Origin of the sequence: Streptomyces sp. NPDC060035, from assembly GCF_042736635.1 — a bacterium.
Lineage (GTDB): Bacteria > Actinomycetota > Actinomycetes > Streptomycetales > Streptomycetaceae > Streptomyces.
Genome location: NZ_JBHWVO010000002.1, coordinates 91,531 through 117,188 on the forward strand (window position 1 = coordinate 91,531; position 25,658 = coordinate 117,188).

General features: G+C 69.9%; 23 protein-coding genes and 1 riboswitch. Of the genes, 8 read left to right on the forward strand and 15 right to left on the reverse strand.

Translation table 11 applies throughout. The features are described 5' to 3' along the window. Nucleotides 1-40 precede the first annotated feature (40 nt). Nucleotides 41-171, reverse strand: a riboswitch (FMN riboswitch). A gap of 77 nt (nucleotides 172-248) precedes the next feature. After that, on the reverse strand, nucleotides 249-1,454 hold the full coding sequence (locus tag ACFWBQ_RS03005; protein WP_385483283.1) for an ROK family transcriptional regulator: 1,206 nt from the start codon (nucleotides 1,452-1,454) through the stop codon (nucleotides 249-251). Nucleotides 1,455-1,594: 140 nt separating this feature from the next. Here ACFWBQ_RS03005 and ACFWBQ_RS03010 point away from each other — a divergent pair, with 140 nt between their 5' ends. After that, nucleotides 1,595-2,836 (forward strand): MFS transporter, encoded by a 1,242-nt coding sequence (locus ACFWBQ_RS03010; protein ID WP_385483285.1) that lies wholly within the window; start codon nucleotides 1,595-1,597, stop codon nucleotides 2,834-2,836. Between the two features lie 52 nt (nucleotides 2,837-2,888). On the opposite strand, the gene ACFWBQ_RS03015 is transcribed toward ACFWBQ_RS03010, so the two are convergent. Beyond that, complete coding sequence (locus ACFWBQ_RS03015; protein WP_385483287.1) at nucleotides 2,889-4,184, reverse strand: alginate lyase family protein; 1,296 nt, start codon at nucleotides 4,182-4,184, stop codon at nucleotides 2,889-2,891. A gap of 238 nt (nucleotides 4,185-4,422) precedes the next feature. Here ACFWBQ_RS03015 and ACFWBQ_RS03020 point away from each other — a divergent pair, with 238 nt between their 5' ends. Together ACFWBQ_RS03020 and ACFWBQ_RS03025 are read left to right on the forward strand one after the other, a co-directional pair. Continuing rightward, the gene (locus tag ACFWBQ_RS03020; protein WP_385484026.1) at nucleotides 4,423-4,593 is read left to right on the forward strand and encodes a hypothetical protein; all 171 of its coding nucleotides are present in this window, start codon (nucleotides 4,423-4,425) and stop codon (nucleotides 4,591-4,593) included. Nucleotides 4,594-4,769: 176 nt separating this feature from the next. Next, nucleotides 4,770-6,152, forward strand: coding sequence for a uracil-xanthine permease family protein (locus ACFWBQ_RS03025; RefSeq protein WP_385483289.1), 1,383 nt, complete (start codon nucleotides 4,770-4,772; stop codon nucleotides 6,150-6,152). A 261-nt stretch (nucleotides 6,153-6,413) separates the two neighbouring features. Here the strand turns inward: ACFWBQ_RS03025 and ACFWBQ_RS03030 are convergent, their stop codons facing one another. Then, complete coding sequence (locus ACFWBQ_RS03030) at nucleotides 6,414-7,163, reverse strand: maleylpyruvate isomerase family mycothiol-dependent enzyme (RefSeq protein WP_385483291.1); 750 nt, start codon at nucleotides 7,161-7,163, stop codon at nucleotides 6,414-6,416. 73 nt (nucleotides 7,164-7,236) lie between these two features. Between ACFWBQ_RS03030 and ACFWBQ_RS03035 the strand changes: the two genes are divergently transcribed. Continuing rightward, nucleotides 7,237-8,601 carry a cytochrome P450 gene (locus ACFWBQ_RS03035; RefSeq protein ID WP_385483293.1) on the forward strand — a complete coding sequence of 455 codons (1,365 nt, stop codon included), beginning with the start codon at nucleotides 7,237-7,239 and terminating at the stop codon, nucleotides 8,599-8,601. Between the two features lie 249 nt (nucleotides 8,602-8,850). On the opposite strand, the gene ACFWBQ_RS03040 is transcribed toward ACFWBQ_RS03035, so the two are convergent. The 3 genes from ACFWBQ_RS03040 to ACFWBQ_RS03050 all read right to left on the reverse strand — a co-directional run bounded on the left by ACFWBQ_RS03040 (nucleotide 8,851) and on the right by ACFWBQ_RS03050 (nucleotide 10,590). Then, nucleotides 8,851-9,051, reverse strand: a complete 201-nt coding sequence (locus tag ACFWBQ_RS03040; RefSeq protein WP_385483295.1) for a DUF6924 domain-containing protein — start codon at nucleotides 9,049-9,051, stop codon at nucleotides 8,851-8,853. Then, nucleotides 9,030-9,332, reverse strand: coding sequence for a DUF6924 domain-containing protein (locus ACFWBQ_RS03045; RefSeq protein WP_385483296.1), 303 nt, complete (start codon nucleotides 9,330-9,332; stop codon nucleotides 9,030-9,032). Before ACFWBQ_RS03045 ends, ACFWBQ_RS03040 begins: the two co-directional genes overlap by 22 nt. A gap of 70 nt (nucleotides 9,333-9,402) precedes the next feature. Then, on the reverse strand, nucleotides 9,403-10,590 hold the full coding sequence (locus ACFWBQ_RS03050; protein ID WP_385483298.1) for a glycoside hydrolase family 6 protein: 1,188 nt from the start codon (nucleotides 10,588-10,590) through the stop codon (nucleotides 9,403-9,405). A 98-nt stretch (nucleotides 10,591-10,688) separates the two neighbouring features. Here ACFWBQ_RS03050 and ACFWBQ_RS03055 point away from each other — a divergent pair, with 98 nt between their 5' ends. Both ACFWBQ_RS03055 and ACFWBQ_RS03060 read left to right on the forward strand, forming a co-directional pair. Continuing rightward, complete coding sequence (locus tag ACFWBQ_RS03055) at nucleotides 10,689-11,414, forward strand: DUF5995 family protein (protein WP_385483300.1); 726 nt, start codon at nucleotides 10,689-10,691, stop codon at nucleotides 11,412-11,414. 86 nt (nucleotides 11,415-11,500) lie between these two features. Then, entirely contained in the window at nucleotides 11,501-12,514 is a 1,014-nt protein-coding gene (locus ACFWBQ_RS03060; RefSeq protein WP_385483302.1) for a hydroxyacid dehydrogenase, read from the forward strand. A gap of 21 nt (nucleotides 12,515-12,535) precedes the next feature. Here the strand turns inward: ACFWBQ_RS03060 and ACFWBQ_RS03065 are convergent, their stop codons facing one another. The 5 genes from ACFWBQ_RS03065 to ACFWBQ_RS03085 form a co-directional block, all read right to left on the reverse strand. Next, nucleotides 12,536-14,227, reverse strand: a complete 1,692-nt coding sequence (locus tag ACFWBQ_RS03065; RefSeq protein ID WP_385483304.1) for a flavin monoamine oxidase family protein — start codon at nucleotides 14,225-14,227, stop codon at nucleotides 12,536-12,538. A 53-nt stretch (nucleotides 14,228-14,280) separates the two neighbouring features. Continuing rightward, nucleotides 14,281-15,078: a carbon-nitrogen hydrolase family protein gene (locus ACFWBQ_RS03070; RefSeq protein ID WP_385483306.1), complete on the reverse strand. Its 798-nt coding sequence runs from the start codon at nucleotides 15,076-15,078 to the stop codon at nucleotides 14,281-14,283. A gap of 212 nt (nucleotides 15,079-15,290) precedes the next feature. Continuing rightward, nucleotides 15,291-15,746, reverse strand: coding sequence for an Lrp/AsnC family transcriptional regulator (locus ACFWBQ_RS03075; protein ID WP_385483308.1), 456 nt, complete (start codon nucleotides 15,744-15,746; stop codon nucleotides 15,291-15,293). Between the two features lie 110 nt (nucleotides 15,747-15,856). Next, nucleotides 15,857-17,314, reverse strand: coding sequence for an aldehyde dehydrogenase family protein (locus tag ACFWBQ_RS03080; RefSeq protein WP_385483309.1), 1,458 nt, complete (start codon nucleotides 17,312-17,314; stop codon nucleotides 15,857-15,859). A 197-nt stretch (nucleotides 17,315-17,511) separates the two neighbouring features. Beyond that, nucleotides 17,512-18,978, reverse strand: coding sequence for a GuaB1 family IMP dehydrogenase-related protein (locus ACFWBQ_RS03085; protein WP_385483311.1), 1,467 nt, complete (start codon nucleotides 18,976-18,978; stop codon nucleotides 17,512-17,514). Between the two features lie 295 nt (nucleotides 18,979-19,273). Here ACFWBQ_RS03085 and ACFWBQ_RS03090 point away from each other — a divergent pair, with 295 nt between their 5' ends. Beyond that, nucleotides 19,274-20,335 carry a terpene cyclase gene (locus ACFWBQ_RS03090; protein ID WP_385483312.1) on the forward strand — a complete coding sequence of 354 codons (1,062 nt, stop codon included), beginning with the start codon at nucleotides 19,274-19,276 and terminating at the stop codon, nucleotides 20,333-20,335. Nucleotides 20,336-20,391: 56 nt separating this feature from the next. Here the strand turns inward: ACFWBQ_RS03090 and ACFWBQ_RS03095 are convergent, their stop codons facing one another. From ACFWBQ_RS03095 to fmt, 4 genes are all read right to left on the reverse strand, one after another. Further along, the gene (locus ACFWBQ_RS03095) at nucleotides 20,392-21,381 is read right to left on the reverse strand and encodes a sugar-binding transcriptional regulator (protein WP_385483979.1); all 990 of its coding nucleotides are present in this window, start codon (nucleotides 21,379-21,381) and stop codon (nucleotides 20,392-20,394) included. 138 nt (nucleotides 21,382-21,519) lie between these two features. Beyond that, nucleotides 21,520-22,203, reverse strand: coding sequence for a ribulose-phosphate 3-epimerase (gene rpe / locus ACFWBQ_RS03100; RefSeq protein WP_385483314.1), 684 nt, complete (start codon nucleotides 22,201-22,203; stop codon nucleotides 21,520-21,522). 115 nt (nucleotides 22,204-22,318) lie between these two features. Beyond that, nucleotides 22,319-23,752 (reverse strand): RsmB/NOP family class I SAM-dependent RNA methyltransferase, encoded by a 1,434-nt coding sequence (locus ACFWBQ_RS03105; protein WP_385483316.1) that lies wholly within the window; start codon nucleotides 23,750-23,752, stop codon nucleotides 22,319-22,321. Nucleotides 23,753-23,839: 87 nt separating this feature from the next. Continuing rightward, on the reverse strand, nucleotides 23,840-24,772 hold the full coding sequence (gene fmt, locus ACFWBQ_RS03110; RefSeq protein WP_385483318.1) for a methionyl-tRNA formyltransferase: 933 nt from the start codon (nucleotides 24,770-24,772) through the stop codon (nucleotides 23,840-23,842). A 286-nt stretch (nucleotides 24,773-25,058) separates the two neighbouring features. Here fmt and ACFWBQ_RS03115 point away from each other — a divergent pair, with 286 nt between their 5' ends. Then, complete coding sequence (locus tag ACFWBQ_RS03115) at nucleotides 25,059-25,598, forward strand: hypothetical protein (protein WP_385483320.1); 540 nt, start codon at nucleotides 25,059-25,061, stop codon at nucleotides 25,596-25,598. The last annotated feature ends 60 nt before the right edge of the window (nucleotides 25,599-25,658 follow it).

Sequence of the window (25,658 nt, forward strand, 5' to 3'; positions counted from 1 at the left end):
GGAACGCATCCGCCGACGGCGGCGTACCTGTGACGGCCCGCCGCGCACTGCCTCCCATCCGGACTTTAACCGTCGGTCCAGGAATCCCACCTGGTCAACCGGCCGCTGGATGCGGACGGGTCGCGGACTATAACCGCCGGTTCGGAATTACACCGACCCCGGAGTGCGCTGCTACTGGTACAGAACACATTCTGCCACGGCTGGACTTCGGCCATGCGGGTGCGCCCTGTGTGGTGGCTCACAGACAGCTACCGGGGGCCACCCGGAGCGAACAGCACGTCCTGCGCGGCCTCTCGGGCGGCCAGCAGCGCGCCGCGCAGTACGGCACTGCCGCCCAGTGCCCCCGCCCTGACCTCCGTGGGCAGGGGTGACATGCGGGCGAGCCGCTCCTCGACCCGTGCGGCGAGCGCGTCGCCGCCCGCGCGGCCGACCTCGCCCGCCAGGACGAGACAGCCGGGGTCGAGCACCGAGACGACGGCGGCGGCACCCAGCGCGATCCGGTCGGCGAGTGCGTCCAGGAACGCGTCACCCTCCGGGCCGTCCGCGGCCAGCGCGGCGCGGACGGCGAACGCGGCGGCGGGGTGCTGCTCCTGCTCCCCGCCGCCCGCGGATCCCCTCGCCTTGATGCCGTGGTCGGCCGCCAGTTCGCAGACGGCGACCGAGCCGGTCAGTGAGTGGAATCCGCCGTCGCAGTTGAGCGCCGACGGCACCCTGCTGGTGCCCGGTACCGGCAGGAATCCGATTTCACCCGCCCCGCCGGAGGCGCCGCGGCGCAGCTTCCCGTCCAGCATGACGGCGGCGCCGATGCCCTGGCCGAGCCAGAGCAGAACGAAGGTGTCGCGGTCGCGTGCGGCACCGATGCGGTGTTCGGCGACGGCGGCCAGATTGGTCTCGTTCTCGACGAGGACCGTCGCGGACAGCCGCTGCTGGAGCACCTTGACCAGGCCACGGTGCCAGGCCGGGAGCCCTGTCGTGTCACGGAGTTCGCCGGAGACAGGATCGATGAGGCCGGGCGCGCCGATGCCGACGCTGTGCAGGGGAGCCGGTCCCGCGGCGCGGGCGGTGCGCTCCAGCAGTGCGACGGCCTGCTCCACGGCGGGCTCGGTGCCGGTGTCGCTGCCGATCGGGAGGGTGGCTTCGGCGAGCGTGACACCGAGGAGATCGGCTACGACCACGGCGACGCTGTCGGTGCGTACGTCGAGAGCGGCCAGATGCGCGCGGTCGGCGACGATCCCGTACAGCCGGGCGTTGGGACCGCGGCGGTCCGATCCGCTCTCGCCGACGACCCTGACCAGACCGGCGTCCTGCAGCCGCTCGACCAGGTCGGCGACCGTGGGGCGGGACAGTCCGGTCAGGGTCTTGAGCTGAGTGGCCGTCAGCGGGCCGTCCTGCTGGAGCAGCCGCAGGGCGAGCCGGTCATTGATGGCCCGGGCTGTGCTCGGGGATGCGGGCATACGGGGATCCTTCCAGATCACTGCAGGTCCGCCTTGATGGACTATTTATCAGGCAGGGTTCCTGATAGTTTACGCCCGCACCGCTCGGACGGACGCCGGAGTCGCCGGCGGGCGAGGATTCCCAGGGGAGGACACGGCGTATGACGACGGACCCGACGGTCCCGGTTTTCGGCACGGAGCAGGTGAGGCGGGCCCGCTACGCGGTCGCCGCGGTCTTCGCCGTGCACGGAGCGGTGACCGGAAGCTTCGCGACCCGGGTCCCCTGGATCCAGGACCATGCCGCGGTGAGCGCGGGACAGCTCGGCCTCGCCCTCGCCTTCCCGGCCATCGGCGCGTCACTGGCCATGCCGCTGGCCGGCCGGATCAGCCACCGGTTCGGCGCCCGGACGGCCCTGCGCGGGCTGCTGGTGCTCTGGACGCTGGCGCTGGTCCTCCCGGCCCTGGCACCGAATCTGTTCACGCTCTGCGCGGCGCTCTTCATGTACGGGGCGTCCGCCGGGATGTCGGACGTCGCCATGAACGCGCTCGGCGTCGAGGTGGAGAACCGGCTCAACAAGTCGATCATGTCCGGGCTGCATGGCATGTGGAGTGTGGGCGCGCTGGCCGGTTCCGCAGCCGGCACCGTCGCCGCGCACATCGGCGCCGATGCCCGGCTCCATCACACCCTGGCCGCGCTCGTGCTCACCGTGCTCGGCCTGATCGCGTGCCGGAACGTGCTGGACCTGCGCAGCGAACCGGACGAGGAGCCGCCGCCGCGCTTCACTCTGCCGCCGAAGTCCGCGCTGGTCATCGGCGCGGTGGGCTTCTGCGCCGTGTTCGCCGAGGGGGCGAGCATGGACTGGTCGGCGGTCTACCTCAAGGACATCATGGGCAGTTCCGCCGGGCTCGCCGCGGCGTCGACCACGGCGTTCGCCCTGACGATGGCGATTGCCCGGATCGCCGGCGACAGGGTCGTCGACCGGTTCGGCGCGGTGCGTACCGTACGGGTGGGCGGCGTCCTGGCCACGGTCGGCGGGCTGCTCGTGATCCTGGCGCCGAACGCGGCGCTGGCGCTGTGCGGCTTCGGCCTGCTGGGGCTGGGCGTCGCGGTCGTCGTACCGCTGGCGTTCGCCGCGGCCGGGCGCAGCGGGGACAACCCGAGCCGGGCCATCGCGGGCGTCGCCACCATCACGTACACCTCGGGCCTCATCGCCCCGTCCGCGATCGGCTCCCTGGCGGAGGCGGCCTCACTGCTGGTGTCCTTCGGCCTCGTGACGGTGCTGGCGTTCGGACTGGTGCTGGGCGCCGGGGTGCTGAGGGCGGGCGATCGCAAGGTGGCGGAGGGCGGCGCGCCCGACGCGGCCCCCGCCACCGCTCCGTCCAGGAGCCCCGCCGGGAAGTGACACCGGACGGCGCACGGGCCCCGCGGACATCGCGGGACCCGTGTGCCGCAGGTCAGCCGGCGATCGAGTCGAGCTGTTCCGCGGCGGGGCGCAGGGCCCACAGGTCACCGCCGGGGGGAGTTTCGAGGCGGGGAACCGCCGCCCGGGCCTGCCGGTCGCCGGCGTCGGCGGCCGCGTGCACGATGTCACTTGCCGCGAACCGGTAGAACTCCAGCTCGGGGTGCGGCCACGGGGTTGCCCCGGTCGCTGCGGGCAGCAGATAGCGCACGGCCTTGAACAGGCTCTGCCCCTGCGGCCCTTCGTAGTCCCACAGATCCACCCCCACCTGTCTGCCGATGGCGGCGAGCCGGGTGTAGGCGACCAGGTCGAAGGTCGAGTAGTGCCAGCTCCTGGTGCGTGCGAGTTCCTGGGGCTGACTGCCGTCGTCGCCGATCTGCGGGTCGATCCGCAGGGCCCGTGCGTCCAGGACGGTTCTGCGGGCGAGCTCACGGTCGCCGGTGGCAAGGGCCAGTCCGGCGATCTGCATGTCCTGGAAGGTGCCGTGATTGTTCTTCGCTGCGGATTCCTGCTTCCCGAATTCCGAGTTCACCAACCAGTCCAGGAAATCGATGTTCCAGGCCCGCATGCCGGCCCGGTCACCCCTGGACCAGCCGGGTGCGCCGGCGTCGAGCAGGGCGATGGCGTCGAGCACACTGGTGTACTGCTGCGAGAAGTCGATGATCCCGATAGCCCGGCCGTCGTACTTGCAGGGGATGAACTGACCATGATCGAGGTTCGGGTTCATCCGGGTCGACGGATCGAGGAACCAGGTGCGCAGGATGTCCCCGGCGTGCTCGGCGTACTGCTCGCGGCCCGTGTAGTACCAGGCGAGGCTGAGTGCGGTGACCGAGTTGAAGACCTTGCCGACATCGGGGCGGTCGGTGCCGGTGTCGACCTCGGGATTGCGCTCGCCGTCGCGCTGGACGTACGGGCAGCCCCAGGGATTCTCCTCGGTACGCGGCTGGGACGGCCACCAGTAGGGCGCCTGGCTGAGGTAGTCGTGCACGTCCCCGCCGGGCGCCGGTTCCGGCTTGTCGACCACCGTCCACGGGCCCTGGCCGAGCCAGCCGTCCGCCTGCGCGGTGAGCTTCTCGACAGCCTTGCGGAGCGCCGGGTCGCCCCGGTCGAGCCGGTCCTTGGTCCGCTGCATGCGCTGACCGTCGATCACCACGGTCCTGGGGGGCGCGGCATGCGGACGATCACCCTGCGCGGTGGCTGCGGCCGGTGAGGCGGTGGGTACGAGTGCGGCGCCCAGTGCGGTCACGGTGGCGAGCAGCACACCGAGGCGTCGACGGCATTTTCCGTTCATCGAGCACTCCTCAGTTTCAGGTACATGAACGTTGTTCATGAGCAGGATCGTGCGAGCGTAGGGGTGACTGTTCGGGCTGACAATGCCTTGCGCACGATTCACGGATGGGACCCGTCGGGCCGTCGGGGTGCCCGGGTGCCGGGACGGGCCGGCAGCGGTGACCGGGGCGCAGCGGCACTAACATGACGCTGATCTTCTCCGCGGGTGGACACACCGCACACACAGACAGGGAGCGACCATGGGCCTCGGCGTGCGCCGGACCTTGCACGGCGACGGGAAGACCCCCGCACCGGGGGCCGTGGTACGCCCCGGCGAACGGCTCTCCCTGCCCCGGGCCTTCGGACCCGGCGCCCGGCCTGTGGTGGCCGTGTCCGGTGCGTCGTTCGTCGCGCCGCCGTCGCACCCATGATGATCACGGACGGCCGGCACTGCCCCACAGGACAGGGGTGCGCCAGGCGGGAGTTCACCCCACGGCAGGCCCCGTCGTCACGGGTCTGAACCGTATGTTCCGCCGAAGATCGAAGCTGCCCGGCCTCACCGGCCATGCCTCAGGACCAACCGAGCAACACATCAAGGAGCAAGACCATGGCGGGCTTCGGCTGGAAGCTGCACGGCGACGGCAAGAGCCTCGCACCGGGCGAGGTCGTACGACCGGATGAGCGGCTCACCTGGGGGCGCACCGCCGGCCTCGGTGCGCAGCATGTGGTCTCCATGATCGGAGCCTGCTTCGTCGCCCCTGTCCTGATGGGTCTGGACGCCAACCTTGCCGTCATGGCATCCGGTGTGGCCACCATCCTTTTCCTGCTCATGACCCGTGGCCGTATCCCCAGCTATCTCGGCAGCAGCCTGTCGTTCATCGGCGTGGCCGCCGTCATCAAGACTCAAGGCGGCGACGCGGCAACCCTCACCGGCGCACTGCTCGTCGTCGGCGCGGTCCTCTTTCTGTGCGGGGCGGTCGTTCGCGCTCTGGGCGCCCGCATCATCCACGCCGTCCTGCCGCCGGTGGTCACCGGCGCGGTGGTCATGCTCATCGGGTTCAACCTGGCTCCCGTCACCGCCGGCACCTACTGGCCCCAGGACCAGTGGACCGCGCTGCTCACCATGCTCTTCACGGGCTTCGCCCTCGTCGTACTGCGCGGCTTCTGGTCCCGTATCGCGATCTTCCTCGGCCTGGCCTTCGGCTACCTGATCTCCTGGGTCTTCGACCGCGTCTTCGGCAGGATCCACTCCCCCGCGGGCGGTGCCGAATCGGTCGACCATTGGCGCCTCGACCTCTCGGGGGTGGCCAAAGCCGACTGGATCGGCTTTCCCACCTTCCATGCCCCGAGCTTCTCCCTCTCTGCGGTTCTCGTCGCCCTGCCCGTCGTCATCGCGCTCATCGCCGAGAACGCCGGACACGTCAAGGCCGTTGGCGAGATGACAGGCGACCCGCTGGACGACAAGCTCGGCACGGCGATCATGGCCGACGGCGCGGCCACCGTGCTGTCGACATCGGCCGGCGGCCCCGCCACAACTACGTACGCCGAGAACATCGGCGTCATGGCCGCCACCCGCGTCTACTCCACCGCTGCCTACTGGTGCGCCGCCGGCTTCGCGATCCTGTTCGGGCTCTGCCCCAAGTTCGGTGCCGTCGTGGCCGCCATCCCCGGTGGGGTCCTCGGCGGGATCACCGTCATCCTCTACGGCATGATCGGCCTGCTGGGCGCCCAGATCTGGGTCCGCTCCCGCGTCGACCTGTCCAACCCGCTCCACCTCGTGCCCGTGGCCGCGGGGCTCATCATCGGAATCGGCAACGTCGGCCTGACGCTCACCGACAACTTCCAGCTCAGCGGCATCGCGCTGGGGACGCTGATCGTGGTCGTCGGCTACCACGCCCTTCGCGCCCTGGCGCCTGCTCATATGAAGGACGAGCCACCGCTCACCGAATCGAGCAATCCGGGGTACGACCGCGGCCTTGGCGAATCTTGAGCCCAGGGGTTCCCGCTGAGCTACGGCGGTCGATGTCCGGCAACACCCTTCCGTCCAACTGAACGGGACGTACGAAAAGTCTCTGATCAGGGGTTTCTCGTCGTCCAACTCTGCCCCGCGCCTCCTCGGTTGCACGACGGACCGTCCCCTGAGAAGTCCTCTGGCAGACCTGAAAGGCCCCGATCATGTGGCGGTCCAGATCTTGCTGGTGGGGCCGCAGGTCACCGCGCAGGCGCCGCCGGGGTTTCTCGGGCTGAGGGGTCAGCTCAGGTCGGGCCAGCTCAGAAGGTTCTCCAGGGTGGCGCGGTCACCCTGGCTTCGCAGGCTGTCCAGGGGGAGGCGGCCATGCAGGGTGAGCAGCAGGTTGCTCGCCGATCCGTGCAGGTCTGCGGCCCTCTCGGGCTGACCGCCGAGAACGTGTGATCCCGGCGCCATCAGGTCGAGCAGCCACGACTCGCCCTCGGAGGTGTGCAGGCCGATCCGGGCCGGCTCGTGGGGCCAGGGGCCGGCGGTGCCGTGGCTGATGCCCATGAACTCGGCAATGCCGTCGAGTGCGACAACCGCAGGGACGGGCTGGGGAGTGCCGGTGGCCAGCTGGGCGTCGAAGGCGTGGACAGCGGTCTCCTGGACCTGATGGCGAGCCACGGCACCGCTCGTCATCGGCACGTCGGAGTCGCCCCACCAGGTCCAGCAACCCATCGCCGGACCTGCGGCTCGCAGGGCGGCGATCAGCTCCTGGGTGGCTGTGGCCGATCGGGCCAGTAGACCAACTGACGACATGTCATCGGCCGGTGACAGTGTCGGGGGCTTCTCGCTCGGGCCGGCCGCGACCGCCGCCGCCCAGAACCGGTGCACCTCGGCCAGGTGCTCGACGAGGTCGCGGAGCGACCAGTCGGGGCAGCCGGGGACGCGGACATCCAGATCAGGGGAGCCCGTGACGCTGTCGCGCAGGGCAGCGGAGCGGTCCTCGACCAGGGCCAGCAAGTCTTCGAAGGCAGGTGTCCGGGGCATCCCGGCTTCCTATCACCCGGCACTGACAGGAGCCCGGGGCACGGCGGTTGCATCAAACCCGGCGTGGACAGGAATGAACACCGTGACTACTCAGATTCAGCTTCCTCCGACAGCCCCCGGAGGGCTACCGCTCCTCGGAAACGCTCTGTCCCTCGTGGGCGGAAGCTCCCGGCTCGAGTTCCTGCAACGGCTGCGCCCTCTTGGGCCCCTCGTGCGTATCACCGTGGGCCCGAAGTCCTTGATGGTGGTCAATGACCCCGACCTCATACACGAGATACTCACCGGTCGCCTGACGAAGCACCTCAACAAGGGCCTCCTCTTCGCGAAGCTGAAACTGTTCGGCAAGGACGCTCTGCCCGTCGCGGAAGGCGCCAGGCATCTGCAGCGCCGGCGTCTCGTGCAACCCACCTTGCACCACAAGCAGGTCAGCGGCTATGTCGACGCGATGCGCAAGACGATCGAGCAGACCATCGCGCCCTGGCACGAGGGCGAGGCATTGGACCTCAAATCAGAGATGCAGCTGATCACCCAGTCAGTGATCACGGAGACGCTGTTCTCATCGCATCCGCCGCGCGACGCGGCAGGCACGATCCTCAGAAGCGTCGACACGGTCTTCATGGCCGCCCTCCGGCGTGCCCTGCTTCCCCTGCGCGTGCTGGAACGCCTGCCTACACCCGGTAACCGCCGGGTCAGGAAGGCCAGCGCCGTTCTGCGCCGGACGGTCGAGGACATCATCACGGCACACAGGAACCAACCCGACGCATACGACGACGTCGTGTCACTGCTCCTGAACCTCACGGACGAGAGCGGAGAGGCCCTGGAGGACGACGACATCCTGTCCGAGATCACCGGGCTACTGGCTGCGGGATCCGAGACGACCGCCGTTGTCATGGCCTGGCTGTTCTACGAACTGGCCCGCAACCCCGACCTCGAGGACCGACTGCACAGCGAGATCGACTCCGTGCTCGACGGCGCTCAACTCACCGCCGAGCACATACCCCAACTCGCCTTCACCGGCCGCCTCGTCACGGAGACGCTGCGTCTGTACTCCCCCGCCTGGCTCGTGACCCGGCAGACCACCTCGGATGTACAGCTGGGCGAGTTCAGCCTGCCCGCAGGCACAGACCTGATATTCAGCCCTTACACACTGCACCGGGATCCTGACCTGTACCCCGACCCGCAGCGCTTCGACCCGGACCGTTGGCTGCCGGAACGGGTCCAGCCGCCGCAGAACGCGTTCATCCCCTTCGGCGCCGGCAAGCGGATGTGCATGGGTGACAGGTTCGCGATGACCGAGGCAATTTCCATTGCCGTCCTCGTCGCATCCCGTTGGCGGCTCCGGCTGATACAGGGACCCACCGTACGACCCATCGGGGCGATCACCACTCATCCATCGTGGCTACGTATGGCCGCCGAGACCAGGCACCGGCCGTCGTAAACACTTCGTGATGGCACGCATGGGACCTTTCTGAGATCCGGAGGTACCTTCCAGAAGATCAAGTCGCCCTGATGGCAAGCTGGTTGGCTTAGGACGGCGATCTGACTCAGACGCTCTTCTTCAGGTCGCCATCGCTCGCGATCGAGCGTGGTGCCGGACGGCGGCGTGCTCCGGTCGCCCGCCAGGATGCCGCTCGGCCGGTGTCCTGGCGGCGTTTGAAGGTGCGCTTGCCGGCCGCGACTGAGCACTTCAGCCGGCAAAACCTCGGAAGACTCCGTCGGGATCGCTCATGGCCACGTCTGCGAAATCGCCGAAGTCCAGGTTGGCGATCATCAGGTTCGCGTTCATCTCGTGGATCCCGTACGGCGCTACTCGGAACGCGCCGCCGTACGCCTCGAATTCCTCGTCGCTTTCACACTGCTCCCTGGTCAGCAGGGACAGCGCGAGCAATGTGACAGGGGACTTCCGCATCGAGATGTGGTCGGCGAGGTAGACGACACCGCGGGCTCCGAGTGCGCGGCTGCCTGGGAGAGCACCTCAGCAGGCGTGATCCCCGTCCACTGCGGATCATCGACGATATGGACGTACGGCTCGAAGTCCTCGTCCTCTCCCCAGGTCATCATCAGCGCGGCCTTCACCGCCGCCCACGCCGGCTCATCGCCGTAGTCGGTCCTGATGATCAGCGCGGCTTCCTTGTCACGCTCCGTCGGCCACTCCACACGGTCACTCATGCCGCTCCCCATACGCGCAGGTCACTGCCCCTACCCAGCTGGTATGCACGCTACGCGACAGCACTGACACTCAGCCGGTGGCCAGGGCATAGGCATAGTCCGGGGTGAAGGAGCCGGCCGCGCCCTTGCAGCCGTCGGACTCCCCCGGCAACTTCACCCACAGGTAGGCGTCGATCCGGGACTCGCCGGTCTTCGTCGTCGGGGTCCGGCCGAGGGCCCTGCCCGCCGGGTCGCACCACTGACCGGCCTGCGGCGCCCCGTTGCCGTTGCGGCTGGTGTCGATCACCGCGCCGAGGCGGGCCGGGCCACCGAGGGCAGCCAGTACCCGGCGGGCGTAAGCCGCTTCGTCGGCTGTGCTGTGGAAGTTCGACACATTGGTGAAAATGCCGTCCCCGCTGGTCGCGGCGCCGGCCTCCCTGAGCGCCGCGGCCTGCTTGGCGGCGGAGTGCCAGCCGGAGTGCCCGCCGTCGAAGTAGACCCTGGCCCTCGGGTTCGCGGCGTGCAGGGTACGGCCCGCCCGGGCCAGCGACGCGAAGCGGGCTGCCCGCTGCGCCGCCGAGAGGCAGTCCGAGAGCGCGATCGCGTCCGGCTCCAGGATCACGATCACCGGTCCGCTGCCCAGCCCCTCGGCGAACCTGGCCATCCACGTGTCGTACGCCGCCAGGCCGGGCGCTCCTCCCTCGGAGGCTCCGCCGCAGTCCCGGTCGGGTATCGCATAGGGCACGAGCACGGGGGTGCGGCCGGCGGCGGCCGCGGCGGACGTCACACCGCGGACCTGGGCGGTCACCGCTGCCGGGTTGTAGGCGGCGAACCAGACCGCCGCGGGCTGCGCCGCGATCCGGGACTCGATGAGCGGACGGCGCGGATCGTCCCGGTGGTCGCGGACCCAGTCGAGGACCTGGGACTCCGAGTGGCGGTAGAGCCCGGCGGCCGTGGCGGTTCGCCGCAAGGGCTGCTCCGACGGCGTCGGAGTGGCTCGCGTCCCACCCGTCCGGGACGGACGCGGCGAAGGAGAGGGGGACACAGCGGACGGTGACGGAGACGCGGTCGGCACTGCGGGCAGCGGTTCCAGGACCGGCGAAACGGTCGTGTCGGGGCGGGCGGTCGTCCGCTCGCCCTCCCCGGCGGCTGCGGTGATCACGCCGGTCGCGGTGCCGACGGCCACCACGGCCGATGCGGCGACGGCCATGGCGTGCCGACGTGCGGTACGCCTCCGTTCCCTGGTCTCGGTCCTGCGTTGTGCGCGTGCGCCCGACACTGTTCGTTCCTCTCCCCCGGCGCCGTGCATTGGTCCGATCCGATGAACCTTCCGGCCGGTCGGCGCCCTGGCGAGCCTACGGCTGGGACGCTGCCCGCATGGCCCAGTTCGAGCAGTTCGCAGACCCGGCCGACGCATCCCGCCCACGCACAGAGGGTGCGGTGGCCGATGTGGGCACGGTGATCGAGCGGATGCGAATGCTCCGCTCCCACTGGCCGCCCGGGGACGGCGTCGCCGTGTTCAACCAGGTCTATCTGACGGTCACCGAGACCATCAGCGGGCGGATCGCGGAGGGTTCCTTCCCGGACCGTGAGGCGGTGTCCGCGCTGGATGTGCGGTTCGCCGAGCGCTATCTGACCGCGGTCGACACCGCCGCGTCGGGCGGCCGGCCGCCCGACTGCTGGCGCCCCCTGTTCCAGTTCCGGCGCCATCCCGGCGTACGTCCGCTGCAGTTCGCACTCGCCGGTATCAATGCGCACATCGGTCACGATCTCGCGGTGGCCGTGGTGGACACCTGTCGTACGCTCGGCTGCGCTCCGGCGGACCTGGAGGAGGAGTTCGACAGGGTGGGGGAACTCCTCGTGATGCTGGAGGAGCAGATCCGCGACGATCTGATGCCGGGTCCCGATCTGCTGGAAGTCGCCGACCCTCTTACGCATCTGGCGGGTTCCTGGAGCCTGGAGAGGGCCCGTGAGGCCTCGTGGTCGGTGGCGCGGATGCTGTGGCGACTGCGTGGAGTACCGCTGCTGGCCGAGGAGTTCAGGGCTCGTACGGATGCGGGGATCGGCCTGGTGGGGCGCATTCTGCTCACCCCGTGCCGCTGACGCCCGCCCCGCCGGGCGACGGGATCACCCGGATTTCGGGTCCTACCCTGGGGTGTCCTGTCGACCTCTTCCCTGCGGAGCTCATCATGTCCGATCCGGCCGGCCGCCCCCGCGTGGTCGTCTCCGTACCGCCGCACCTGCGCGCCGAGTTCTTCACTGCCGAGGTCTGGCAGCAGCTGGACACGGCGGCCGAACTGACCGTCCTGGACGAGCACAGGGACCGGACGGCGCTGGCTGCGGCCCTCCCCGGAGCCCGCGCACTCATCACCTCATGGCGGAGTCCACGAGTGGACGCGCAACTCCTCGACTCCGCGGACCGGTTGGAGCTCGTGGCGCACACGGGCTCGGCCGTGGCCCCGTACGTCGGCGAAGAGGTGTTCCGGCGCGGCATCCAGGTCACGCAGGCGGGGGACGAGATGGCGCGGCCTGTGGCCGAGGTGGCCCTCGCGTTCACCTTGTCCCTGCTGCATCGCATCCACCGCTTCGATCACGCCCTGCACCGGGGCGCCCCGTGGGCGGAGGCCGTCCAGGCGCCGCCGCTCCATGAGATCCACGGCAGTGACATCGGTGTGATCGGCGCGTCCCGCACCGGGCGCGCGTACATCGCCATGGTGCGGGCAATGGGGGCGCGGGTTCGTGTCACCGATCCGTTCCTGTCCGACACGGACGCGGTGGCGCTCGGGGTGGAGTCCGTGCCGCTGGAGACGCTGCTCGCACGGAGCAGAATCGTCGCCGTGCACGCCCCGGTGACCGAGCAGACGCACCGGATGATCGGTGCCGCCCAGCTGGCGCTGATGCAGGACGGCGCGGGCCTGGTGAACACCGCCCGTGCCTGGCTGGTCGACGAGAAGGCTCTGCTCGCGGAGCTGGCGTCGGGGCGACTGGACGCGGCGATCGACGTGTTCGACGCGGAGCCGCTCCCGGTGGACCACCCCTTCCGCTCCCTGCCGAACGTGCTGCTGACTCCGCATCGGGCCGCGGGCAGCGTCGAGGTCAGGCAGCGGCTCGGGGCGAGCGCCGTCGGCGAGGTGCTGCGGCTGCTTGCCGGGCAGCCGCTGCTCCATGCGGTGACCGCCGGCGCCCTGGACCGCCTGCGCTGACGCCTGGCCCGGGAGCGGAGCTCAGTCCTCCGGAAGCTCGACCGGTGCGATCTCGTCGAAGACATCGCCGGGTCCCGGGTTCGTCGGGTCCGTGGCACCGCCGAACTGGCTCATCACACCCCATACGGCGTTGAGCGCGGTCTGCACGGCACCCTCGGCCCAGCCGGCCGTCCACGAGATGTCGTCGCCGGCCAGGAACAGGCCCCGCTTGTCCGAAGGCAGCCGGTCCTGCATGAAGTGGGTGAACAGGCGTCGCTGGTAGCGGTAGTGACCGGGCAGATTTGCCTTGAACGCACCCATGAAGTAGGGCTCGTTCTCCCAGGAGACGGTGACCGGGTTGCCGATGATGTGCTTACGGATGTCGACCTTGGGATAGATCTCGCCGAGCGACTTGAGCATGACGTCCATGCGCTCCTTCGGGGAGAGCGGCAGCCACTTCAGGCTGTCGTCGCACCACGTGTAGGAGAGGCAGATGACGGCCGGCTTGTCGGGCCCGTCGTCCAGGAGGTACGTGCCCCGGGTCATCCGGTCCGTGAGCGTCATCGACATGGTGTCGCGGCCGGTCGCTTCGTCCTTGTCCAGCCAGAACGGCCGGTCGACGGGCACGAACAGTTTGGACGACTCCATGTAGTGGGTGCGCTCCATCGCCGTCCAGTGGTCGATCGGGAAGAGCGCGTCGTCGCAGGCGATCTTGGAGAGCAGCAGCCAGGACTGTCCGGTGAAGACCGCCGCCCGGTAGGAGCGGATGTCGCCGGTGGCGTCCGTGACCGTGATCCGGTTTCCCGCGGTGCGGTCGAGGCGGGTCACGGCGGGGCGCGGCTGCCCGTCGTGCAGGGAGGCCAGCGACGTACCGAGCGGCCAGTGGACGACCTTGCGCGGTTCGCGGTCCCACAGGCGCAGCGGCAGTTGCTGGCTGCCGCCGACGATCCCGCGGTGGTGGTCGTCGGCCTCGGTGTAGACGACGCGGAGGATCTCCAGGATGGAGTTGGGGAAGTCGGTGTCCCAGCCGCCGGTTCCGAAGCCGACCTGGCCGAAGATCTCGCGGTGCCGGAAGGACTTGAAGGCGTCGGAGGTGCAGAGGAATCCGTAGAAGGTCTGGTTGTCGAGCTTCTCGACCAGCTTCGCCCAGATCTCCCGGATGCGCGGGACATCACGCTCGCGCATGGCGCTGTTCATGTCGGAGAAGTCGGCGCCCTCTTCCAGGCATGTGTTCCAGGCGTCCATCACATCGCGGTAGACCTGCGGCAGATCGGCGATGGTCTCTGCGTAGTGGGACTCGCCCTTGAGATCGACGACGGTCGACGGAGTGGCCGGGGAGAGGGGGTTGGGGAACGGCTCGGTCTCCAGGTCCACCAGGTCGATGTAGTGCTGCAGCGCCGTGGACGAGGGCGGGAAACGCATGGCGCCCATCTCGGCGGTCAGCGAGGGGTCGCAGCCCTCGAAACCGACCGTCCGCAGCCGGCCGCCGATCTGGTCCGCTTCGTAGACGACGGGCCGCAGCCCCATCTTCATCAGTTCGTACGCGGCGATGATGCCGGAGAGACCACCGCCGATGACGGCGACCTCGGATCCGTGCTCGGTGGCCGGTATCTGGCCGATGCCCGCCGGGTGCGCAAGGAAGTCGTCGTAGGCGTAGGGGAAGTCCGGCCCGAACATGGTGATCGGCGGCTGCGCGTCGGTGTGCTGGACGGCGTTGGGCACCGTGGACGTCATGGGGTACGGACTCCTTGCACGGATGAGAAGAGACGGAGAGGGGAGGGCTCGGGTCAGACGAGGGAGCCGTACAGCCCGGGACGGCGGTCCTTCAGATACGGGTTGGCTGCCCGCGAGGCGCTGAGGAACCCGGGGTCCACCTCACCGATGACGAGCTCCTCGCCGCGGCCGGCACGGGTGCGTACGGTGCCGTCGGGGCCTGCCAGACAGCTCAGCCCGACGAACTCGAACGCGCCCTCCGGACCGGTCCTGTTGACGTAGGCGACGTACATCTGGCTCTCGAAGGCACGGACGGGAACCACCGACTCGGCGACGAACTGGAAGGGGTGCATCTGTGCGGTCGGCACCAGCAGCAGACCGGTCCCTGCCAGTGCGTGCGCCCGGACGTTCTCCGGGAACTCGACGTCGTAGCAGATCAGCAGGCCGATCCGTACGCCGTCGAGGTCGGCCTGCACCACGGCCTGCTCGCCGGGGGTGAACCACTCCTGCTCGAAGCAGCCGAAGAGATGGGTCTTGCGGTAGTTCGCGAGGGCGCTCCCGTCAGGGCCGATGAGCTGCGCCGCGTTGAAGATCAGCTCGCCCGCGCGCTCCGGGTAGCCGTAGAGGACGGCGATGCCGTGCCGTGCGCAGAGCTCGGCGACGGCCTGTGCTCCTGGTCCGTCCGCGGGTTCGGCGAGCGTGGGGACGGCGTCGCCGATGGCGTATCCGGTCAGAAAGAGTTCCGGGCAGACGAGCAGCCGGGCACCGGCCTCGGCGGCCCGTCCTGCGGCCTCGTCGAGCACCTTGATGTTCTCGTCCACGGAGCCGGGTCGTCCGGAGCTCTGGAGCAGGGCGGTACGCAGCGGCGGCATGGCTGACCTCGGGCGGTGCGGGCGGAGTACGGGGAGACGTATTGAAGGTACGGGCCGCGAATCGGGCCGGACAAGGCGCGAGTGTTGCGCACACACCATCGATTCATTGCGCGGGACAGGGCTGTCGCAGCGATTTGTTGCGTACGGCGTCCACGCAGGTCAGGAGGGTGATTTCGGTCTCCCGGACAACCGGGCGTCGGCGCCTCGTAACCTCAGGCCGGCGGGCCCGCGGCGTACCGTCGCAGCAACGGGGAGAGGACGAGCACCGACTTGGTCCGCTCCACATACGGCTCGCCCGCGATGCGCTCGAGCACCTGCTCGAAGTGCCGCATATCGGCGGCGAAGACCTGCACGATCGCGTCGGCATCTCCGGTCACGGTGGACGCGGAGGCGATCTCCGGATAGCGGGCGAGGCCCCGCTTGATCGCTTCGGGTGCGGTGTTGCGGCTGCAGTAGATCTCGATGAAGCCCTCGGTCTGCCAGCCGAGCGCCGCCGGGTCCACCCGTACGGTGAAGCCCGTGATGGCCCCCTCGGCGCGCAGCCGGTCCACGCGGCGTTTCACGGCGGGCGCGGACAGTCCGATGATCGCGCCGATATCGGCGTACGAGCGCCGGGCGTCTTCGGCAAGGGCATGGACGATGCGTTCGTCGAGGTCGTTCAGGCGCACTTCAGGTGGATCACTTCTCTGCGACGGGCGGATTCGGGGGCGGCACAGGCCGCCCCCGAAGTAGACCATGCGCGCCCGCGCGGGGCGCGCTCACCGCAGAGGACAGCAGGTCAGAAGGGGAACTGCGAGCGGCCGTGCTGCACCGAGATCCACTTCTGAGTGGTGAAGGCCTCGATCGTCGAGTCGCCGTTCAGCCGTCCCAGGCCCGAGCTCTTCTCGCCGCCGAAGGGGACGATGGGCTCGTCGTGGACCGTGCCGTCGTTGATGTGGATCATGCCGGTGCGGATGCGCTGCCCCACCCGTACCCCGCGCTCGATGTTGCCCGTGTGCACCGCGCCACTGAGCCCGTACGGGGTGTCGTTGGCGATCCGGACCGCCTCGTCCTCACCGTCGAAGGGCACGAGCAGGGCCACGGGCCCGAAGATCTCCTGCTGCAGGACGGGGGAATCGGCGGCTATCGCGGTCAGCACGGACGGGCTCACCAGGTTGCCCTCGGCCCGGCCGTGCAGCAGCGCCGTCGCGCCGGCCTCCACGGTCTGGTCGACGATCTTGGACACCGCTTCGGCCTGCGAGGAGTTGATCAGCGGGCCGATCTGGGTCGAGGGGTCGGCCGGGTCCCCGACGCGCAGGGAGGCGACCTTGGCGACGAACTTCTCGGTGAACTCCTTCTCGATCGCGCGGTCGATCAGGATCCGGTTCGCGGCCATGCAGACCTGGCCCTGGTGCACGTACCGGCTGAAGACTGCCGCGTCGACGGCGTAGTCCACATCGGCGTCGTCGAGGACGATCAGCGCGCTGTTGCCGCCGAGTTCGAGCACGGTCTGCTTGAAGTTGGCCGCGCACACGGTCGCGACGTGGCGGCCCACCTTGTCCGAACCGGTGAAGGAGATGAGCCTCGGAACGGGGTGTTCGAGCAGCGCGTCGCCGATCTCGGCAATGTCGGTGACCACGACGTTCAGCAGCCCGGCGGGCAGACCTGCGTCCTCGAACACCTTGGCCAGCAGTGTGCCGCCGCAGATCGGCGTGTTCTGGTGCGGCTTGAGGACCACGGCATTGCCGAGGGCCAGTGCGGGCGCGACCGACTTGAGCGACAGCAGGAAGGGGAAGTTGAAGGGGCTGATGACACCCACGACGCCGACGGGCACGCGGTAGACACGGTTCTCCTTGCCCTCGGTGGGCGAGGGCAGGATCTGTCCGGTGGGCCGCAGCGCGAGCTGGACCGCCTCACGCAGGAACTCCTTGGCAAGGTGCAGTTCGAATGCGGCCTTCAGCGCGGTGCCGCCGAGCTCGGCGACGATCGCCTCACTGATCTCGGGCTCGCGCTCCTCGACGATCCGCAGCGCCTTCTCCAGGACCGCCCGGCGGGTGTACGGGTTGGTGTCCGCCCATTCCTGCTGCGCACGCTCGGCCGCGCGGTAGGCCTGGTCGACCTCGTCCACCGTGGCGACGGTGATGGATGCGAGCTTCTCACCGTTGTACGGGTTGAAGTCGATGATGTCCCAGGATCCCTTCCCCGGCCTCCACTCGCCGTCGATGTACTGGTGGGCCAGGTCAGTGAAGAAGGACATGAGATCCCTTACAGCAGAAGGCGGGCAGCTGATTGTGGCTCATATTACTTACAATTCAACAGAGTTGAAGATAGTCAAGAGTTCTCGACAGTCGACACAAACGGTCGCGTTCGGCCATTCGGCCCTGCCTGAACACACAGGTGCCCCTCCCGGCACGAACACCCGGCAGGGGCACCTGTGATGCGTGGACCGCTCGGTCAACTCCAGCTGGCGTGCAGCGGCTTGCCCTCCGCATACCCCGCGGCGCTCTGGACACCCACGACGGCCTTCTCGGCGAACTCCTCGAGCGAGGCCGCACCCGCATAGGTGCAGGACGAGCGGACACCGGCGATGATCGAGTCGATCAGGTCCTCCACACCGGGGCGTGCCGGATCCAGGAACATCCGCGAGGTGGAGATGCCCTCCTCGAACAGCCCCTTGCGAGCCCGGTCGTACGCGGACTCCTCCGACGTGCGGTTCCTCACCGCGCGTGCGGAGGCCATCCCGAAGGACTCCTTGTAGTAACGGCCGTCGGCGGACTGCTGGAGGTCGCCGGGCGACTCGTACGTGCCGGCGAACCAGGAGCCGATCATCACGTTGGACGCGCCGGCGGCGAGCGCCATGGCGACATCGCGCGGGTGCCGGACGCCTCCGTCCGCCCATACGTGCTTGCCGTGCTTCCGCGCCTCTGCCGCGCACTCGAGCACGGCGGAGAACTGCGGCCTGCCCACACCGGTCATCATCCGGGTGGTGCACATGGCGCCGGGGCCGACCCCGACCTTGATGATGTCCGCGCCGGCCTCGATCAGGTCACGTACACCTTCGGCCGCGACGACGTTGCCCGCCACGATCGGCACGCCCGGATCGAGCGCACGCACCGCGGCGACCGCGCTGATCATGGACTCCTGGTGGCCGTGCGCGGTGTCGACGACGAGGGTGTCGACGCCCGCGTGGATGAGCTGCTTGGCCTTGCCCGCGACATCGCCGTTGATACCGACGGCCGCGGCGATGCGCAGCTTGCCCTGGGCATCCGTCGCCGGGGTGTACAGCGTCGCCCGCAGGGCGGCCTTGCGGGTGAGGATGCCGACGAGCCTGCCGTCCGCGTCGACCGCGGGGGCGAGCTTGCGGTTGGCGCCGTCGAGCTTGCCGAAGGCGTCGCGCGGGTCGATGTCGGCGTCGAGCAGCACCAGGTCCCTGGACATGACCTCGGACAGCTGCGTGAAGCGGTCGACACCGGTCAGGTCGTGTTCGGTGACGACACCGACCGGCCGGTGCTCCGCGTCGACGACGACGCCCGCCCCGTGGGCCCGCTTGTGCAGCAGGGACAGGGCGTCGGCAACGGTCTGGCCCGGGGACAGCACGATGGGCGTGTCGAGCACGAGGTGGCGCGTCTTGACCCAGCTGATGACCTCGGTGACCACCTCGATCGGGATGTCCTGGGGGATGACGACCAGCCCACCGCGGCGGGCGATCGTCTCGGCCATCCGACGCCCGGCGATCGCGGTCATGTTCGCGACGACGAGCGGGATGGTGGTGCCGGTGCCGTCGGGCGAGGAGAGATCCACGGCCTGCCGGGAACCGACCGCGGAGCGGCCGGGGACCATGAAGACATCGTCGTACGTGAGGTCGTAGGGGACCGAGGGGGACGCCGTGTAGCGACCGGTGCCGGGCTCAAGAAAACGCATAACACTCATTTTTTCATACGAAACGGTGCAGGTCGTTTCCACGAAGACACAGCAATGGGCCCCCGCGTTCGTAATTTCCTCCAAAGAGGCGCTCAGGGGGGCCGGGCAAGTGGAACCTGCCTTACTCAAGGACCCTACCCGAACGCCTTTCAATCATTCGTGATCACGATCCCTGGACCAGTGACAGGGGGTCAGGTAGCTTCAAATCCGCAGGTCTCGGGGGTGACCGAAACTCCGCACACGCGTGTCCGGAGCAACCCGCACCCATGTGACCGGAGAGGATTCAGATCCGCCTGTGGAGAGCGAACTGCCGGACATCTACTGCCCGTTCCTACAGCGGACGAACCCGCATGTAGGGCGCACGCGCGAACACATCGACGCCTGGACGCGCCGCACCGGTCTGGTGCACCGGGAGTCCGCCAGGCGCCGTTTCGAGCAGGCCGACTTCGGCGCGTTCGTCGGCATGGTCTATCCGACGGCGAGCGGTGAGCACCTCGACCTGGTCGCCGACTGGTTCGTATGGCTCTTCCTCGTCGACGACCAGCTGGACGACGGCCATCTCGGCCGCAGCCCCGAACGGGTACGCGACGTGGTGGCACACATGCGTTCCGTGGTGGAGGGAACGGCTTCCGGCCCGCTGCCGGGTGAGGAGCTGCCCGCCGCCGTCGTCGCGCTGGCCGATCTGTGGGAACGCACGATTCCGCAGGCGGCCCCGCACTGGCGCACACGTTTCGCCTGGCACCTCATGACGTACCTGATGACCGCCACCACCTGGGAGGCCGGGAACCGGGCCGACGGCGTGGTGCCGGCGGAGGAGACCTACATAGCCCAGCGCCGGCACACCGGGGCGATCCATGTGTGCATGGACCTGATAGAGATCGTGGCGGGGATCGAGGCGCCCGAGTCGGTCCACAACGACCCTCGGTTCATCACGGCGCTGGAAGCCTCGTGCAACGTCGTGTGCTGGGCCAACGACGTGTACTCCTTCGAGAAGGAACAGGTCCTCGGCGAGATCCACAATCTCGTTCATCTGGTGCGCCATCACCGGGGCTACGGGGAGCAGCAGGCGCTCGACCACGTCTGCGCCGAGATAGCCACGGAGACCGAGCGCTTCCTCACGGCCGAGGACGAGCTGCTCGACATGTATCCGCAGCTCACCGCCACGCTCGTCCCCTATCTCGACGGGATGCGGAGCTGGATGCGCGGCAATCTGGACTGGTCCCGGCAGACCCCCCGCTACAACCCGGCGGACGTCAGCCAGTACGCGGAGCCCGGGGAGTATCTGGAGGAGACCGTCCTCGGCGTGGCCGCGGACCCTGCGGGGTCGGGCGCGCCCGAGGGGCACCGGAGCCGGTAGACGACGGGGGGCCGGGCACCTGTGCGGTGTCCGGCCCCCGTCGTGTTCCGTGACTGTCAGTTGCCGTCGGGGTCGGCGCGCTCCAGGGCCGGGCGCTGTCCGGCAGCGGACTCCGTCAGCAGGTAGTCGGCCGCGGCCGTGTCCGTCACCAGGCTGGTGACCAGGCCCGAGCGGAGCACCGCCCCGATCGCCGCCGCCTTGCGCTGTCCGCCCGCGATGGCCACCACCTCGGGGATCCGGCGCAGCCGGTCCGCCTCCACGGTGATGCACCGCTCGCCCAGATCCCGGCCCACGCGTCGGCCATCGGAGTCGAAGAGGTGTGCGGACATCTCGGCCGCGACCCCGAGCGAGGCGTAGTGTGCCCGCTCCTCGTCCGAGAGCATGTCGTGGACGGTGGAGATGCCCGGCTCCCAGGAACCGATGGAGACCGCGGCGACCGTCACCTTGTCGAAGTACTCGAAGGCGCGGGCGATACCCGTCTGGTGGCGCAGGGCTGCCGCCGTCGCCGGATCGGGCAGGAGCATCGGCGCGTAGATCGGATGTGCCTCGCCGCCGGACACCTGGGCCGCGCGGCGGACCGCCTCGACCGACCCGCGCTCGGCCGTCCCCGCGTCGTAGACCCCGGTGAGCTGCACGACCGTGCAGGGCGGCAGCCGGTCGAGCGCCGCCGCCATATGGATGGTGGAGCGACCCCAGGCCAGGCCCAGCACATCGCCCTCGTTCACCAGCTCACCGAGCAGTTCGGCCGCGACCTCGCCCAGATTCTCCGGGTCGGCAGCGTCGTCCTGCTCGTCGGCCGGGGACTCGACGACGACCGCGTGGCGCAGCCCGTAACGGGCCCGGAGCGCGTCGGAGCGCTCCGCGTCCAGCTCGGCCGGAACCCGGATCTCGATCCGTACGAGATCACGCTCGAGGGCCGTCTCCAGAACCCGGGCCACCTTGAAGCGGCTGACGCCGAACTCCTCGGCAATCTGGATCTTCGATTTTCCCTCGAGGTAGAACCGACGGGCCATGGCCGCCGCCTGGACCAGCTCCGCGGGTCCCATCCGCATGGCTGACCGACCCGCCGAGATGCCAGACACCGCGATCTCCTCACTGCTGTTCACACGCCCGATACACCGTCATCCTGTCAGATCCGGTGATCCTTGATCAGGCCCGTCGGGCCGCGTTCATCTGCCCTTTGTTCAGTGGCCGCACGCCCAGGGGGCCGCGGCGGTGGCTGCGTCCGCCTGCTCGCGCAGGGCACGCACCGCTTGGGCCGGGTCCTGCGCCCCGTACACCGCGGATCCGGCGACGAAGACATCGGCTCCGGCCTCCGCGCACCGCTCGATGGTGGTGGCGGAGACGCCGCCGTCGACCTGGAGCCAGAGCTCGAGACCGTGCTTGGAGATCAGCTCACGGGTACGCCGGATCTTCGGCAGCATGATGTCCAGGAACGACTGGCCCCCGAAGCCCGGCTCCACCGTCATGATCAGGAGCATGTCGAGCTCGGGGAGCAGGTCCTCGTACGGCTCGATCGGGGTCGCGGGCTTCAGCGCCATCGAGGCGCGCGCCCCCTTTGCCCTGATCTCCCGCGCCAGCCGTACGGGCGCCGCCGCCGCCTCCGCGTGGAAGGTGACGGAACCTGCACCGGCCTCGACGTACTGCGGTGCCCAGCGGTCCGCGTCCTCGATCATCAGATGGCAGTCCAGCGGAGTGTCCGTGGCCTTGCTCAGCGCCTCCACGATCGGCACGCCGAGCGTCAGATTGGGCACAAAGTGGTTGTCCATCACATCGACATGGAGCCAGTCGGCGCCGTCGACGGCCTTCGCCTCCTCGGCGAGTCGCGCGAAGTCGGCGGACAGGATGCTGGGGTTGATCTGGGCCATGCACCAAGCCTGCCATGTTCCGCGCCACTTCCCCGCCTCGGTGCCCCCCAAAGCCTCACGGGATCATTACGGTTCGCACAATCCCGGCTTTTCGCCCGGTCTGCGGGCCCGGAGGTCAGCCCGTGCGTCGCAGCAGCGCCAGATACATCGCGTCCGTGCCGTGCAGATGCGGCCACAGCTGGACGTCGGGACCGTCGCCCAGCGCCGGTACTCCCGGCATCAGGGCGCGGGCATCCACCCACTCCGCCTCGGCCGGCGCTCCGCCGCGCCCCTTGAGCACGTCCTCGACGACGACCCGGGTCTCGGCAAGGTGCGGCGAGCAGGTCGCGTATCCGACGACCCCGCCGATACGGACGGCCTTCAACGCCTCGCGCAGCAGCCCGCGTTGGAGCGGGGCGAAGCTCTCCAGGTCCTCCGCGCGGCGACGCCACCGGGATTCCGGCCGACGGCGCAGCGCCCCGAGACCCGAGCACGGTACGTCCATCAGCACCCGGTCGAAGGTGCCCGGCTGCCAGGGCGGCCGGGTGCCGTCCGCGGTGACCACCTGATAGGGGCCCGGGTTGCCGGCCAGTGCCCGCTCGACGAGCCGGGCGCGGTGCGGCTGCTTCTCGGCGGCGAGCAGAGCCGCGCCGCGTCCGGCGGCGAGCGCGGCCAGCAGGGCCGCCTTGCCTCCCGGTCCCGCACAGCCGTCGAGCCACCGTGTGTCACGGCCCTCGACGGGTGCGTTGGCGAGAGCGGCGGCAACGAGCTGACTGCCCTCGTCCTGCACACCCGCGCTGCCGTCCTGCACCGCGGCCAGCGCGCCGGGCTCGCCGCCCTCGGCCATCCGTACGGCATAGGGCGACCAGCGGCCCGGCAGCCCGCTCTCCTCACCCAGAGCAGCCAGCAGCTCGTCCGTGGTGGAGCGGCCGGGGCGGGCGACGAGGGTCACCTCGGGGCGTTCGTTGTCGGCCTCGAGGAGGTCCTCGATGCCGGCGCGGCCACCGCCCAGGGCGTCCCACAGGGCGGAGACGATCCACCGCGGATGGGAGTGGACGACCGAGAGGTTCTCCTCGGCGTCCTCGTCGTACGCCGGGGCGACGCGCTCCACCCACGTGTCGAGATCGTGCGCCGAGACCTTGCGCAGCACGGCGTTGACGAACTTGGCGCGTCCTTCACCCAGCACGACACGGGCCAGCTCCACGCTGGCGGAGACCGCCGCGTGGGTCGGGATGCGGGTGCCGAGCAGCTGGTGCACGCCCATGTTGAGCACGTCCAGCACGGGCGGGTCGACCTCGCGCAGCGGCCGGTCGATGCAGGCCGCGACGATCGCGTCGTACGTGCCCTGGCGGCGCAGGGTCCCGTAGACCAGTTCGGTCGCCAGCGCCGCGTCCCTGCCGTCGAAGTCGCCCTTGGCGCGGGCCTTCTTCAGCAGCGGGGGCAGGACGAGGTTGGCGTATGCGTCGCGCTCGTCGACGGCCCTGAGTGCCTCGAAGGCGAGGAACCGGACGGGGTCCTTCTGAGGGCGGCGATGCGGCTTGGCGGGACGGCGACGCTGCTGGTCGTTCACGTGAAAGGTGCTCCGCTGATGGTGAGAGTGGCGAACCCACCCAGCGTACGTCGCCGCCCGGGCCTCCGAGGTGCGGGCGCAGGCCCGTCAGAGTCCCAGGAGCTCGCCCGGGACGATGCGCACGCCGCGGGCCCAGTCGGCTGCCTTCATCGGCTTCTTGCCCTGCGGCTGGACCCAGAGGAGCTCCACCGCGTGCGACCCCGTGCCCACGTACACGTTGTTCTTGCCCGCGGACAGCTCGCCCGGCGCCAGGTCGGTGCGGTCGAGGACGGGTACGGCCTGGACCAGCTTGAGGCGCTCCCCGCGAAAGAGGGTCCAGGCTCCGGGGGCGGGGGTGCAGCCGCGCACCACGCGGTCGACCCGCAGCGCGGGCGCGGACCACTGCACCTGGGCGTCCTCGACGTTGATCTTGGGTGCGAGCGTGATGCCTTCGGCGGGCTGCGGCACGGCGTGCAGGGTGCCGTCCTCGATGCCGTCCATGGTCGCGGCGAGCAGCCCGGCACCGGCGAAGGCCAGCCGGGTGAGCAGATCACCGCTGGTGTCCGTGGGCCGTACCTCTTCGGTCAGAACGCCGTACACCGGTCCGGAGTCCAGGCCCTCCTCGATCAGGAAGGTCGACGCGCCGGTCACCTCGTCCCCGGCCATCACCGCGTGCTGCACCGGTGCGGCGCCACGCCAGGCGGGCAGCAGCGAGAAGTGCAGATTGACCCAGCCGCGGGCGGGCACGTCCAAGGCGGTCTTGGGCAGCAGCGCGCCGTAGGCCACCACGGGGCAGCAGTCCGGAGCGATCTCGCGCAGCCGCGCCAGGAACTCCTCGTCGCGCGGGCGTACCGGCTTGAGTACCTCGATCCCCGCCTCCTCGGCGCGCTCGGCCACGGGGCTGGCGACGAGCCGGCGGCCTCGCCCGGCGGGCGCGTCGGGACGGGTGACGACGGCGGCCACCTCATGGCGGCCGGAGGCGATCAGTGCGTCCAGGGCGGGGACGGCTACCTCGGGGGTGCCTGCGAAGACGAGCTTCATGGGTGGCGGACTGCCTCTCGGGCCGAGAACGTACGGTGTGGCGAGCAGCACACCAGTCTAAGGGCTGTCCCGTTGTCCCCGGCGGGCGCACTTCCTGGACAGCGGGACAGCCCTCGGGCCGGGCCGCCGGGGGGCGTACGCAGGCCCGTGCGCCCCACGCATATGCACATACGCCCCTATTGCGTGACCACATGGCCGGGTGAGGCGTTGGTCAAGTGAGATTGACCGAAGTGGGCCGCCGCAGTGCGGTCCGATCCCTTTCAACGCCGGTTCGAGAGGCTTGTTCATGGCCGACCACGCAACCCACGACGCCCAGGCGCGTGCCAGTCTGCACCTGCTGGTGCGGGACATCGAGCGGGTCCGGCGGCAGGTGGACGCGCTGCGCACCCTCACTGCGCAGCTGGGCAACGTCTACCGTCCGCGCCGCTCAGGCCCGTCCGCGGGCTTCGTCGTCTACGGAAGGGCTCCGGCGCCCACCGTCCGGCTGGCTCAGGAACTGCGGGACAGCGTCGAGACACTGGTCACGGCGGCGGTGGATTTCGACCGTTCGCTCGGCTTCTCCTGGGACGCGGTGGGCTCGGCGCTCGGGGTCACCAAGCAGGCGGTGCACCGCCGTTACGGTGCCCGGAGGAACACCCCGCAGCCGGGTGCCGGCGAGATCGCCGACGAGTCCGTACCCCGTCCGCTCTCCGCGCCGCCGGGCTCCTCGCCCGCGCTGCCCGCAGTGCCCGCGGCCCGCTCCATGCCGCCGCAGCCGTCGGCGGACTGCCCCGCGCCGCGTGAGGAGCTGCGCCCCGGCGCCTTCCCCGGCCCGCGCAACGGCTGACCGGGGCGCCTCTCCTGCCCTCACCGTGTCTGTACGGAGGGGGCGGGCAACACGGCGGCA

Coding starts and splice junctions, on each gene's coding strand:
- ACFWBQ_RS03080 (WP_385483309.1), bottom strand. CDS start 17,314: ATGTCCTTCTTCACTGACCTGGCCCACCAGTACATCGACGGCGAGTGG.
- ACFWBQ_RS03055 (WP_385483300.1), top strand. CDS start 10,689: ATGGCCCAGTTCGAGCAGTTCGCAGACCCGGCCGACGCATCCCGCCCA.
- ACFWBQ_RS03035 (WP_385483293.1), top strand. CDS start 7,237: ATGAACACCGTGACTACTCAGATTCAGCTTCCTCCGACAGCCCCCGGA.
- ACFWBQ_RS03045 (WP_385483296.1), bottom strand. CDS start 9,332: ATGAGTGACCGTGTGGAGTGGCCGACGGAGCGTGACAAGGAAGCCGCG.
- fmt (WP_385483318.1), bottom strand. CDS start 24,772: ATGAAGCTCGTCTTCGCAGGCACCCCCGAGGTAGCCGTCCCCGCCCTG.
- ACFWBQ_RS03020 (WP_385484026.1), top strand. CDS start 4,423: ATGGGCCTCGGCGTGCGCCGGACCTTGCACGGCGACGGGAAGACCCCC.
- ACFWBQ_RS03005 (WP_385483283.1), bottom strand. CDS start 1,454: ATGCCCGCATCCCCGAGCACAGCCCGGGCCATCAATGACCGGCTCGCC.
- rpe (WP_385483314.1), bottom strand. CDS start 22,203: ATGGCCCAGATCAACCCCAGCATCCTGTCCGCCGACTTCGCGCGACTC.
- ACFWBQ_RS03085 (WP_385483311.1), bottom strand. CDS start 18,978: ATGCGTTTTCTTGAGCCCGGCACCGGTCGCTACACGGCGTCCCCCTCG.
- ACFWBQ_RS03115 (WP_385483320.1), top strand. CDS start 25,059: ATGGCCGACCACGCAACCCACGACGCCCAGGCGCGTGCCAGTCTGCAC.
- ACFWBQ_RS03060 (WP_385483302.1), top strand. CDS start 11,501: ATGTCCGATCCGGCCGGCCGCCCCCGCGTGGTCGTCTCCGTACCGCCG.
- ACFWBQ_RS03070 (WP_385483306.1), bottom strand. CDS start 15,078: ATGCCGCCGCTGCGTACCGCCCTGCTCCAGAGCTCCGGACGACCCGGC.
- ACFWBQ_RS03030 (WP_385483291.1), bottom strand. CDS start 7,163: ATGCCCCGGACACCTGCCTTCGAAGACTTGCTGGCCCTGGTCGAGGAC.
- ACFWBQ_RS03095 (WP_385483979.1), bottom strand. CDS start 21,381: ATGGGACCCGCGGAGCTGGTCCAGGCGGCGGCCATGGCCCGTCGGTTC.
- ACFWBQ_RS03010 (WP_385483285.1), top strand. CDS start 1,595: ATGACGACGGACCCGACGGTCCCGGTTTTCGGCACGGAGCAGGTGAGG.
- ACFWBQ_RS03065 (WP_385483304.1), bottom strand. CDS start 14,227: ATGACGTCCACGGTGCCCAACGCCGTCCAGCACACCGACGCGCAGCCG.
- ACFWBQ_RS03025 (WP_385483289.1), top strand. CDS start 4,770: ATGGCGGGCTTCGGCTGGAAGCTGCACGGCGACGGCAAGAGCCTCGCA.
- ACFWBQ_RS03015 (WP_385483287.1), bottom strand. CDS start 4,184: ATGAACGGAAAATGCCGTCGACGCCTCGGTGTGCTGCTCGCCACCGTG.